At 32.2% G+C, this 12497-nt stretch carries 10 protein-coding genes and 4 pseudogenes; 9 read left to right on the top strand and 5 right to left on the bottom strand.

Annotation, left to right across the window (positions count from 1 at the left end):
* Nucleotides 1–78 precede the first annotated feature (78 nt).
* On the bottom strand, nucleotides 79–669 hold the full coding sequence (locus MHH71_RS28475) for a DUF4030 domain-containing protein (RefSeq protein WP_006097111.1): 591 nt from the start codon (nucleotides 667–669) through the stop codon (nucleotides 79–81).
* A gap of 423 nt (nucleotides 670–1092) precedes the next feature.
* Here MHH71_RS28475 and MHH71_RS28470 point away from each other — a divergent pair, with 423 nt between their 5' ends.
* The 3 genes from MHH71_RS28470 (at nucleotide 1093) to MHH71_RS28460 (ending at nucleotide 3827) form a co-directional block, all read left to right on the top strand.
* Entirely contained in the window at nucleotides 1093–1959 is an 867-nt protein-coding gene (locus MHH71_RS28470; protein ID WP_006097109.1) for a recombinase family protein, read from the top strand.
* Nucleotides 1960–2033: 74 nt separating this feature from the next.
* Nucleotides 2034–2948 carry an Rpn family recombination-promoting nuclease/putative transposase gene (locus MHH71_RS28465; protein ID WP_078212150.1) on the top strand — a complete coding sequence of 305 codons (915 nt, stop codon included), beginning with the start codon at nucleotides 2034–2036 and terminating at the stop codon, nucleotides 2946–2948.
* A gap of 402 nt (nucleotides 2949–3350) precedes the next feature.
* On the top strand, nucleotides 3351–3827 hold the full coding sequence (locus tag MHH71_RS28460; protein WP_033799566.1) for a hypothetical protein: 477 nt from the start codon (nucleotides 3351–3353) through the stop codon (nucleotides 3825–3827).
* 277 nt (nucleotides 3828–4104) lie between these two features.
* Here the strand turns inward: MHH71_RS28460 and MHH71_RS28455 are convergent, their stop codons facing one another.
* The 4 genes and pseudogenes from MHH71_RS28455 to MHH71_RS28440 form a co-directional block, all read right to left on the bottom strand.
* Nucleotides 4105–4638 (bottom strand): GrpB family protein, encoded by a 534-nt coding sequence (locus MHH71_RS28455; RefSeq protein WP_006097667.1) that lies wholly within the window; start codon nucleotides 4636–4638, stop codon nucleotides 4105–4107.
* A 125-nt stretch (nucleotides 4639–4763) separates the two neighbouring features.
* A pseudogene (locus MHH71_RS28450) lies at nucleotides 4764–4924 on the bottom strand (DUF6262 family protein); the annotation flags it as partial.
* Between the two features lie 196 nt (nucleotides 4925–5120).
* Nucleotides 5121–5378, bottom strand: coding sequence for a hypothetical protein (locus MHH71_RS28445; protein ID WP_033799565.1), 258 nt, complete (start codon nucleotides 5376–5378; stop codon nucleotides 5121–5123).
* Nucleotides 5379–5655: 277 nt separating this feature from the next.
* Entirely contained in the window at nucleotides 5656–6156 is a 501-nt protein-coding gene (locus MHH71_RS28440) for a hypothetical protein (protein ID WP_006097666.1), read from the bottom strand.
* A 137-nt stretch (nucleotides 6157–6293) separates the two neighbouring features.
* Here MHH71_RS28440 and MHH71_RS28435 point away from each other — a divergent pair, with 137 nt between their 5' ends.
* The 6 genes and pseudogenes from MHH71_RS28435 to MHH71_RS28410 all read left to right on the top strand — a co-directional run.
* Nucleotides 6294–6509, top strand: coding sequence for a hypothetical protein (locus MHH71_RS28435; RefSeq protein ID WP_033799564.1), 216 nt, complete (start codon nucleotides 6294–6296; stop codon nucleotides 6507–6509).
* Nucleotides 6510–6654: 145 nt separating this feature from the next.
* Nucleotides 6655–7137, top strand: a complete 483-nt coding sequence (locus MHH71_RS28430; protein ID WP_006097664.1) for a PRK06770 family protein — start codon at nucleotides 6655–6657, stop codon at nucleotides 7135–7137.
* Between the two features lie 105 nt (nucleotides 7138–7242).
* Nucleotides 7243–8676, top strand: a pseudogene (locus MHH71_RS28425) (IS4 family transposase).
* A gap of 407 nt (nucleotides 8677–9083) precedes the next feature.
* The gene (locus MHH71_RS28420) at nucleotides 9084–9371 is read left to right on the top strand and encodes a hypothetical protein (RefSeq protein WP_006097359.1); all 288 of its coding nucleotides are present in this window, start codon (nucleotides 9084–9086) and stop codon (nucleotides 9369–9371) included.
* Nucleotides 9372–10559: 1188 nt separating this feature from the next.
* Nucleotides 10560–11213: pseudogene (locus tag MHH71_RS28415) on the top strand (YqeB family protein); the annotation flags it as partial.
* Nucleotides 11214–11518: 305 nt separating this feature from the next.
* Nucleotides 11519–12034: pseudogene (locus MHH71_RS28410) on the top strand (restriction endonuclease); the annotation flags it as partial.
* Nucleotides 12035–12497: the final 463 nt, after the last annotated feature.

The following is a 12497-nucleotide window of genomic DNA, read 5'->3' as shown; positions in this document are numbered from 1 at the left end:
ACTGGGTATGAATCCAGTCTTTTTCATCAAATACTAGCCTATTAATACTACGTTTCCAATATCCTGTTCATAGATTTGTTAGTTGATTCTTTGATTATCTTGACTATAAACTTCAATAGTATATAAATCATTTTCAATCCATTTTTGTGCTTGCTGTGTTTTAAGTAGGTCATCAACTTCTTTCTCGATCTTCTCCCCAAACTCTTTAGCTCCTGAATCAGCACTATTTATAGGCGTATATATAGCAAATGGAATAGGTTGCCCTGATTCTACATAAGCCCGCATTGAAAAACCTTTGTATCCTTTTTTATGGAACAATTCTTCAAAAATATAACTCCAAATTCTGTCCCACCTGTCCTCTATTTTTACAATGTTCATATCTCTTTGACTAATATTAATAGTATATGGTCTAATATCTTGGTTCTTTAACTGAATGTTAATCTCTTTTTTTAATTTACTTGTATTTACAGTATCCGCTATTTCTAGGTCTACAACTCTCGCTTTATCATCCACAGACGAACTGAGAAAATCTTTTTTATTCACTGTATTCCTAACAGTATCCATAACTTTTGAACCTTCACTTTTTGCTTCTTCTATATCGCTCTGTTGGCAGCTACTTAATACAATAGTTAATAAAAGAGGTAACAATAGCCCTTTTTCTTTCTTCATTCCAATTCCCTCCCTATTGTTTTCTTTGTCTTATAGTAATAAATTTAGTATCCAAGCACACCACATCTAATTTTTCCATATTGGATAATCATTCTCTAATACAAATGAAAAACCTTCTTCTATTTTGTTTGCACCGTTCGTAAAGGTACACCTTTTGGAACAGAGGGATTTCTATAAAAAAAGCAATTTGTCAAAAGGTTCGAGACAACATTTTGAAACACTTCAAAATCATATAAACCTTTTGAATCATTCATAAAGTGTTACAAAATAACGTCTCAAAAACGATGGTTTTTGATAAATGCAAAACGAACAAAATATAAGCCTTGTAAATCGCTTAACTACGTTATCAAAACTATTATCAAAATCAAATTAACTTTAACTACCCTTTATGATAAAATTATCGTGTAAAGGGTAGGTGATTATATGAATCCATATGTTTATGGTTATGCAAGGGTAAGTACCCAACAACAAGATTTGATTCGTCAAATAGATATGCTTCAAAATTATAACTGTACTGAAATTTTGACTGAAAAAATGACAGGTACGAAAAGTGATCGTCCAGAGCTTACTCGGTTGAAAGATAAAATTAGACCTGGTGATACATTAGTTGTTGAAAGTTTTTCTAGATTAGGACGAAGTACAAAGGATTTAATCGAACTTGTTGATTACTTTGAAAATAAAGGAGTCAAACTGATTAGCATTAAAGAACAATTTAATACGAATACCCCTCAAGGAAAATTAATGTTAACTGTATTTCAAGCATTCAGCCAATTTGAAAGAGATTTAATTGCCCAACGAACACAAGAAGGTCTTGTAAGTGCAAGGGCAAGAGGGAGGGTTGGTGGTCGTCCTCGTATTAGAGATACGTATATTCAAAAGGCATTAAATTTATATAAGTCAGAGCAATATAGTATTCGAGAAATTATAGATATGACTGGCATTAGCCAAGCAACACTGTACCGATACATACGAGAACACAAGCAAGTACAAAAGAATGGGGAAACAGAAGAAAAAACAGCAACTATTCGTATGTTGTTGCGTGTAGAAAATAATAATAAATTTGTACGGGGAAAGGGGAAAGTTCGAAAGAATATCGAATCCTTTCTCATATCACAATATAATATGGAACAATGTTCGGGAGAATATATATTTTATGTTCCTTACACCACAATTTCAGATTTAGAAAAAAAGGTAGATAGCATAGTTCATGAAATTGATTTTGAAGCGGATTCACAAAACTGTTTTACGGAGTTAGATGCGTACTGTGATGAATTGGAGCTACAGTGGTAAAAGTAGCATTTGCTTATATAGAGAGTTCAATTATAAAATAAGAAGAAGAACAGAAAGACAGGGAGAGGAAACCCATGTCCACAAAATTAGTAAATTTACGAATCGATTTTGCTTTTAAACAGTTATTCGGAACGAAGGGGAACGAAGAAATTTTAACCGGATTTCTAAACGCCATTCTAGAAGAATCTTTAGATGCACCTATTACATTTCTACAACTAGAAGATCCACATCTTCATAAATCTTATGAAGATGATAAGTTATCAATATTAGACTTATTAGCAACGCTAGATAATGGGACACAAGTAAATATAGAAATTCAGCTTCGAAATACACATGATATGGTAAAGCGATCTTTATATTATTGGAGTAAACTCTATACGTCCCAAATGCAAGAAGGGATGCCGTATCGTTCCCTTCGGAAAACCATAACCATTAACTTATTAGATTTTATCTTGTTTTCTCACGATGAAGCATTTCATACCATCGGACAATTGTGGAATACAAAATTGCAACAACTATTAAGTGATGACATTGAAATCCATTTTGTAGAGATACCTAAATTGGTCAAACAGTGGCGTGAAGAAAAAGTAAACCCGTGGGAAAATGCATTTGTTCGATGGATGTTATTACTACCAGCACATGAAGATGAACATTTAACTCAAACATTGGAGGAGATTGCAATGAATCAAGATCCAATTTTACAAAAAGCAATCAATAAATGGGAAAATATGAGCCATGACTCCTCTTTCCGAACAGCTTATGAGGCTCGCGAGAAGCTACTTCTTGATGAACAAGCTAAGCTGGCTCACGCTCGTGAAGAAGGCTTAGAGGAAGGTTTAGAAAAAGGGATTCAAAAAGGACGAGAAGAAGGCATTGAACAAGGGAAAGTTCAATTAATACGTGGTATGCATAAGAATGGTATGCTGTTAGAAGACATTGCGAAATTCACTGGTCTAAGTACAGAAGAAATACGAAAACTACTATTATAATACGTACTATTACAAAAGCTTTGCGAAACAATTCGCAAAGCTTTTTTTTATTTCATTCTCATTCTTTTTTCCTGGAAAGGTTGAATATAGGGTATCTTTGCACAACCCCCGAAAAAGGGGAATAAGCTTAATTCATAAGAATTTTAAACGTAATGTCAAAAAGTATACTTTTTGAAACTGAAATTTTTAAAAGAAACCCACAATCTTTATTTATAAGAGTTTTTGCAGTGATTTTTTGTTATTCCCCCTTTTCCGAGGGGAAGGGCAAAAACACCCTATTAAAGGTTTGATTGTAATTTCTCAACTTATACCTAATTTTTATTTGTATATCTTTCTTTACTATATGATATTCTTAAAAAACATAGTAAAAGAAATAAATTTTTAGATTAAGGAGATAACATTATGAAACTCTGGATTACTTTACTACTTTCTTTTCTATTGCTTGGCAATTTAGTGGGATGTACTACTCAATCTAACACTTCTAAAACAATGGAAAGTCAAGATACAAAAAAATACACTAAGGCATCCTCTATACAGTTTAAAAATAAGGAAATAAAAGAAATTGAGATTACATCTAATAAAGACCAAACATCAAAAATCCTTAATAACAGAGAAAATGTAAAGGATTTTGTGGATGGAATCAACCATGCGAAAGAAAAATCTTTATCAATAGACAAAGAATCGTTATCTTTTGTAGAGAACAAGATAAATGTGAAATTCCAAGATGGATCAGATCAAAAATATCTAGTTTGGATAACCGATAATGATACGGTTGTTACATTAGGAGAGCAAACGAGCATGGAACAAGTTCAAGTTCCAGGATACAAATTAACAGATAGTGATTCAAAGAAGTTAATAAACTTACTTAAAAATAAATAAAAGGTGGACATTTTGTCCACCTTTTATTTATTTTAAACGAAATTCAACTAAAATCTCCAGTTGGACCAATAAACGTATATTTGTTTTAAGACAATTTGTATTAGTCTAGTTAAATTACAAATCCAGTACCTATTGGCTTGTCCGCAAATGGTGTGCTAAATCCTTTAAAGACTAATTCAACTCCTGAAGTATCATCTGGCAAAGGTGGTGAAATCACGAAGTTGAAGGTCATATATCCTGTTGTACCGCCTCCTTGGGACCGACAATCGTATATAACTTAGTTATCTATCCTTTTTTCAAATATGCTTTTCACAAAACTTTCCTTGTGGTTGGTATATTCATTTATCCCCGTAGAATGCCTCTTTAAATAATCCAATTTTATGTTGATATATTCTTTGTGTGCATTTTCATTCGCATTTAAATAATCTCTAAAAAAAATTAAGTTTTTCCATAGTTCTTTTTCAAATTCTACAAGGTGAATATAATGGGTTCTTTCTTCATAAGTGTTATCTGTAAATTTCGCAAATACAATTTCATTAGGTTTTTCTACTCTTAACCGAAGGAATCCAATGCTCTTTAGCCCGTTTATAATGGAAGAATTTAATGTGCCTAAATCATCTACTGCTACTAATATGTCCAAAATGGGTTTTGCTAACATATCTTTGATTGCTGTACTACCGATATGTTCAATACGATTTTCACTAATACCTGTACATTGGTATATTTCCTTTTGTACTTTTAAAAATTCTGTACTCCAATCAGCGGTGTATGGAACCACTTTTACTTCATCTTTTTTTAATCCTAATCCCATTCTTTTCTCCTTCCAACATTAGAGATTATTAAATTAATTCTATGATTCATGGTTTAACCCTTCTCAAACTAACCCGCACCTTTTAGTTGAATAAGTATGGGTATGACATTCCCTTATAAAATGATTTATATTTTTTTATAAACTTCTGAGTAGACCACTTTTAACTGTTCTCGTAATTCCTTTTTTATTCTTCCAACTTCTTCATGCGACGTTGTAATGAAGCTATAATGGCATCTTTGTTATTATCATCCAGCTCACGTTTCACTTGTTTCGGTGTAGGAACTTGCATAATTTAAACATGATCTACATAATGAACGAATTATACTAAATATGTAAGCTATTATTTATATTTCTAATATCTATAAAAAGAGAGGATATTCGTCTCTATATTGAACGAACAATCCTTTCTTCATAATACTCTAATTAATGTACGTTTAGACACATTTTAGCCGGTTCCCTGTACGTTAAGGAATTAGTTTGTATTATTTTTCATTTGATTTATCCTTAAAAAGAACGTTGTATGTTTCATCTTTTTCACTCAATGTAGCGAAAACAGGAAAAATCCACAGGAATAATGGATCTACGTTGAGTAATCTCGTTCCTGAAAATTGTCTTAATGTATCAGCTGACAGATATTGAGTTTGAAGACAATACGGGCAGTCTTTCCCTTCTCTTTTAAAGAACAATGACCATACCTGCAAAGCATTCCATCTTCTTTTGCAATTTGTGCAACACGTCATAAAAACTTCCCCCTTCTATATTTATCGCTTAAAACTTATAGTTAGAGTGTTTAAGTCTACTGTTCCTATATGCTGTACAGAGGTTTATATACTTATACCGCTTCCTTAATTGCAAAACATAACTAAAAGGTAAAAGAAAAGACACCTTAAGGTGCCTTTCTCCGACTTGTTAACCACTTTAATTTTAATAATATGTATTGGACTCCCATCCAAATATAATTTTACCATATTTATCTATATTTTTATTGAGAAAATACCATTCAAATCAGTATTTGGTTTATTCGGGTTTCTTTTGTTTCAAGAAAGATGTTAATACAAATTCTTTTTTGAATACATCATAAGAAAAACGGCAAATCACTTCTTCAGTATATAGATCCCATATAAAAGTTTTGTTTTTTGTATTGTTTATATTTTCTGTTGTTCCTTCTCCTTTTTCCCCGTCAAAAGCAGCGATAACTTCATCATAAGTCATATATTGTTTCAATGAATTATATGATTTAAGTTTGTCATAATAATTTTTATTGGATTTGAATTCCTTTAATTCTCTTACCCCTTTTTCTAGGTCTTTTACTTTTTTATCGTTATCATCAATAATCTTGTCTACTTCATCCTCTGAAAAGGTTTTAACATCATTATTACTTACAACAGATTCAGTAAGTTGTGATGCAAGTAATCCTGTTCCAAAGAACAAACAAATAGAAATTAAAAGGAATCTACCTGTAAAAACGAAGCTTTTTTTAGTTGGTAGTCCCTTTTTTAATTTTGTAAGTGGCTCCAAAAAGAAGGAATCGTTGCCGTACTCCCTAAAAGGATTTGCGCAAATATTAAATTGTTTAAATTTATTAATATGTTAAAATGGAATAAAAAGGATTAGTATATAATTAAAATATAGTTCTAAAAAAGAAGGTGTAATATATGCAAAGATCTACATTTGGTTTAATTAAATCTTTTACAACGCTTTTTTCTATTTTTCTGTTAGTCCAAAATGGATTACTAATGTTTTTAGACTATTGGAATGGACGAGAAGTATCTCAAGGTAAAGTTATTATGTTTGCTGTAGGAATATTATTGTTAGGAATATCTATATTTCTACATAAATTTAAAAACATTCCATTAAAAAACAGTAATTAAATTTTTATATTCAATATTTGTTTATCCCTAGCTTATTGCTAGCTTTTTTACTGCTGATAATGATGCGTTATGTAGACCTCACAGATAGATATGGGTATACAGTTCTTCTTTTATGGTACACTTCAGTAAAAGGGGGGTAAGAGGTTTGAAAAAGTGGATTAAAATCACATCAATCTTAGTTATTGCTATAGCAGTTGGTATTTTTACTGGTTACAAAGTCAGTACGTATGCAGGTTCAGACGTTAAGGAGAAGCAGACTGAGAGAATTAAAGGGGAAGAGGTAATACTTGACCTCAATTCTGATCGTCATATAATCAATGCAATGCACAAAATGACTCATCAAAAAGTATTATCTCACGAAAAGCAAGGATTTATCAAAATGACTCCAGAAAACATCGGAAAAGTACGTCGAGCGATTGATGAAAGTAATAGTGGAACCTTACAACATAAAGAACAGTACCTCAAGATTTTGGTTCGTTGGTATGAAGGCGATTTCTCTCAATCGGTTGAGGAGCATAATTTATTATGGGAATGGGACAATAACAGCACTGGTAAAGCATACGAATTAGCGACACCGGAACAAGAAGAAGCATACATTCTAGAACAAGCGAAGTCTGAAAAACAATAAAGGGTATCGTCACATCGGTATCAAGCTAATAAAAAGAAATGCCCTCTAAAATGAAAAAATACGCTATTCTTTTTGTAGAAATATACAGAAAGGATGGCGTTTTTTATGCGCTTTTCGATTCAAGATGAGTTTCATTTGTTTGCTGAAGAACTACAGCGATATCTATCTCCACATATTCTTCAACAACTTGCACAAGAGACAGGCTTTGTAAAACGTAAAAGTAAGTATGGCGCACGAGATTTGGCTGCTTTATGTATTTGGATCAGTCAACATGTAGCAAGTGATTCCCTCACCCGATTATGTAGTCAACTTTATGCAAATACAGCTACACTCATGAGTCCAGAAGGACTTAATTAACGCTTTAACCAATGCGCTGTTTTATTTCTACAGCGTATATTTTCTCTTTTAGTCAAAAGCCAACTAAACGATTCGTCTCAGATCCAAAACCAATATACTTCGTATTTTCAACGTATACGTATTTTAGATGCTACTATTTTTCAAGTACCCAATCATTTAGCTCCTATTTATCCTGGTTCAGGAGGATGTGCACAAACAGCCGGTATTAAGATTCAACTAGAATATGATTTACATAGTGGGAAATTCCTCAATTTTCAAATGGAACCAGGTAAAAATAATGATAAAACCTTTGGTACAGAGTGTTTAGATACCTTATGCCCAGGAGATTTATGTATTCGAGATTTAGGATACTTTTCTCTAAAAGATTTAGACCAGATGGATCAACGAGGGGTATTCTACGTTTCACGGTTGAAATTAAATAATAGAGTATATGTAAAAAATGAATCGCCAGAATTCTTTCGGGACGGGACAGTTAAAAAGCAATCTTTATATGTTTTACTTGACCTTGAAGATATCATGCATCAGATAAAACCGGGAGATACTTATGAAATTCGGAATGCCTATGTTGGACAACAAAAATTACCCTCACGAGTTGTAATATACAGACTTACATCAACTCAAATTCATAAACGTAGGAAACAGCAATCTTATGTTGAAAAGAAAAAAGGAGTTACATACTCTGAAAGAAGTAAACGTTTAACAGAAATCAATGTTTATATTACCAACATACCATGGGAAATTGTTCCGATGGAACAGGTCCATGCTATCTACTCACTACGTTGGCAAATAGAAATTGTATTTAAAACATGGAAGTCTCTTTTTGATATCAATCATTGTCACAATATTAAGCGAGAGCGTCTAGAATGTCATCTTTATGGACAGTTAATCGCTATTTTTCTTTGTTCTTCTACTATGTTCAAAATGCGACAGTTGTTACTACAAAAAAAACAAAAAGAATTAAGTGAATATAAAGCAATTTATATGATTCAAGATCATCTATACTTAGTATATAAGGCTATCCAACAAGACACCCAAGAAGTATCAAAAATTTTCCTTCGTCTGTTTGATCTCTTACAGAAAAACGGACGGAAATCCCATAGATATGAGAAAAAGACAGTCTTTGATATTTTAGGCATTGTTTATCAGTGCACTGTATCCAATCTAAAGCGGAAAACTGCATAATCTTTAAAAATACACCTAATCAAGGTTTATTTGGAATGCGTATTTTTAAAAACAAATAAACAAAATATCAAGCATGTGGGCATCAAGAACGGAAGTTCATGGAATACCCAACCTTAGCTTGATGGGCATGTGGCGATACCCCTAATAGCGGTGCGACAGTAAAGTATGGAGATAACTCAATCGAACTAGACTTTAATGGTTTACAAACAGCAATCCGTAATGGAGATGTAAAAGATGTAGCAATCTTAAGTCCAAAACAAATCGAGCGTTTAATTAAACAAGATAAAATAACGACACCCCATTGGAAAAATCTTGCTCTAAAGTGGACTAAAAGAGACAATGAGTATTTGATAAAAGGTGAAATACCAAAAGACTATTTCAAAATTCATGAATAAGAAGGTGCAAATATGAAATTATACTTTAAAGATACTAAAATAGGCGAAATCACAGATGTTTTTGTAGAAACACCATGGATGTATGGAACAATACATTTAAATGATAATAGTAAACCATTTCAGGAATATTTTCGTGAAATGGTAGATGAGGATAGTACATTTGATTTTGAAAGTATCAATCCTGAATTTCTAGACGATGAAAATTGGTCTATTTTCGATGAAAATGAGGGGAAATATCTAGGAATTGATATTCCAGCTATTCACATCGAAGATACAACAATCGCATGGCGATGGAGATAACAGCTACTCATTTATTGTACAAAGAGAATAGTAAATAAAAAAGCCAACTCCAAATGAACTGCCCTCCAATTGTTAGACACAGTCTAACAATTGGAGGGCAGTTCAATGTATAGTGACCCCGTAAAGCAAAAAAAGAATCCATAATGGGTTCTTTTTTTTTGCTTTACACAATGTAAAAATATGGTTCTTAAATTTACAATGAAACGTAACTTTATATTGTTTTTTAATGAAATTAGAATTGAGATTTATAGAAACCGAATAATAACTATAGAAAAATGTATATTTTCTATGGTTATATTTCGCTTTCTTTTAATGGAAATGAATTTTAAAAGTAATTAAAATTAAAATTAGGTATAACTTCAGATGTAAAATAAATGGAAATTCACAAATGAAAAATAACGGCTTCTTTTATAAATAAAGGAAGCCGTTATCTGGATAAAGTTACTGGTTTTATAGATGATGAATACCCAGCCTGTAGATACTATCATATTTATTTACAGAAGACATTCTGCAATAAATTCCAAAAACCATCTGACATTTCTATTTTTAAGTTTTCAACAACCAAGCCCACAACCACAACACGTAAAAATATAGTATGTATCTTTTTATTATGTAAAAATTAGTTATCTAGGTAATATGAAAGGCCTTGATGTGGGTTTGGAACAAAGGCACGATGTTTTTAAGAAAGACGCGAAGTTTTGAATAAAGTTGCGACGTTTCTAAAAAAGATAAGATGCTTTATCTTTTCAATCAAAGACTTCTATATTAATAAAGGGGTTTAAAAGTAATGAAAAAAGCCTACTTTTTATAAGAAGGTGTCGGTTTAAAATAAAGATGTACTGTTTTGAAATGATCAATACCTAAAACGTAAAAAGTCATAAAAAATAAAGGGTGATACATATTAGGGGTCACCATATCATTTCGGGAAAATTGTACGTTATCAAGACCTAAATCCCCAAAAAAACTTAAAATAAAAGGCCCTACATATTATATATGACTAATATGTTAGGACCTTTTATTTTTGGTAATGGGGTGCTACCCCATCGCCATCGAGCTAAGGTTTTGAAGTACCCCCTAAATGAAAATTTTCTTTCTCTACAGTTAGTTATTTTGAGAAATCAGCTCATTTTTTTGTTTTGGGGGTGTTTACTTTTCTTAAGTTGATGGGCATGACATAGTAAGCCCCAAAAAGTAATTATTGTTTTAGTACCCATGATATTAGGTGGTTTGATTGGTTGGTTTGTTCCCATCATTGCCAATTGGATACTAAAACTTCCAGTAGTTCCAATGGAGAAGTTAATTTTACTCATTACATTCTTTAACAGCTTATGGGTTTCAAGTATTGCCACCGTTATTGGAACAATAGCAGGTTTATTATTAGGCTTTATTATTTTAAATGAGAGTCTCGAAGTCACAATTTCCTACAATAATTTACAATTAAAATTTGGAGAAAAAATAAATGTCATTGAGAAACAGGATATTTTAGCAATCTATATAGAAAATAAGCATTTAATTATCCTTGGGCAAAAGAGTAATGAATTATATAGAGAAGTTATTGAAGTGAAGAAGGATACTGTACGAGAAGCTTTTAATAAGCATCAATATCCATGGTATGAAACTGATCCATTTAGTAGCGAATATGAGCGATGGGCTTTAGGACATACTGATTTTCCCGAAAAAATTAATGTATTACTTTATGCTAGAGACCGTGCATTGAAAGAAAAGAAAAAGGTAGATGCTAAATATCTACGAGAAGATTTAGCTCAGTTAGGAGCTGTCATTAGAGATGAAAGAAATGGTCAGTACGTGAGACTTGCCCAAAATGCTAATTTTGATGTTTAGCATTTGACTCGAATTGTATGCTATTTTTAATCGAACTTTATTTCAACACAGCTGATTTTCCATGGTAATAGATAAAGGAGACGGGTTTATCGTCTTCTTTTTTGGAATTTGTTACTATGTAAATAATCCTAATCGTGGCTATTCTCCGAAATGCTGGCGATGCCTCATGTTCATCAAGCTAAGGATTTGGAACCACCCAAAAATGAAAATTTCACCTTTTAATAGTTATTTATAGAATTCAGCTCATTTTTTTGTTTTGGGGGAACAATTAATTTCTTAAGTTGATGGGCATGATATGGTGAGGCCATATAGACAAAATGGACGGACATCAATTCGAAGTATACCTAAAAGCTCTCTTTCGAGTGTTGGGTTATTCTCCAACAGTCACAAAACAGTCAAATGATTTCGGAGCGGATCTGATATTGAAGGGGAAAAATCGTATTGTAATCCAGGCAAAACGCTACGGGATGAAAAATAGAGTCGGCATTAGTGCCGTACAAGAGATATATGCAGCACAAGCCTATTACAAAGCAAATGAGGGCTGGGTTGTAACGAACAGTGTGTATACAAGGCAGGCGAAAGAATTAGCGGAAGCTTGTCATGTAAAACTAATCGATCGTGTAGAACTTCAGAAATTGATTAATAAAATCAATCCCGAATATTCGGCTGAAGATGTGTATCAAGGGGTAAAACCTGCAGAACGGAAATGTCCAACATGTAAACATGATTTAGTCGTTCGTAATTCAAATAAAACAGGAAATAAGTTTTTTGGCTGTTCACAATATCCCACATGTACACATACAGAACCAATTCATACATGAGCTGTGATGAAAATCCGGCTCTTTTTTCATTTGTTTAAAGAATACATGAAAAAAATCAGTTTAACTGAAAAATGACCCTTCAGATTTAGTTGTATGGCGTTTTGATGTAGTTATTAATATAATAAGTCATATTTGTTATAAAAACGCATGTAAAGGGAGAAAGGGAATTTAAATGCGTTTTTAGGTTTTTTAGGGAAAATAAAAAGGGTAGCCAGTATTTACGACTTAACCCTTTGTCTACGATCTGACGAATTGCTTCGTTTCGATTCTTCAGCTTATTTTCATGCCAATAATTTTCTATTTGCTTAACTTGTTCTTTTGTAAAAGTAACTAAAGAGACATATATCGATATAACTCTTCGGCAAATAAAGACAGCTCTTGTTTTTGATGCATATTCATAAAAAGCACGTCACCCTTTCTCATTAACATAAGAGAATAGTAACGTGCTTTTAACTTCAAGAAT

The organism is Bacillus sp. FSL H8-0534, from assembly GCF_038005885.1.
Lineage (GTDB): Bacteria > Bacillota > Bacilli > Bacillales > Bacillaceae_G > Bacillus_A > Bacillus_A pseudomycoides.
The sequence above is the reverse complement of the archived record's forward strand: the minus strand, read 5'-3'. Positions and strand labels throughout refer to the sequence as shown.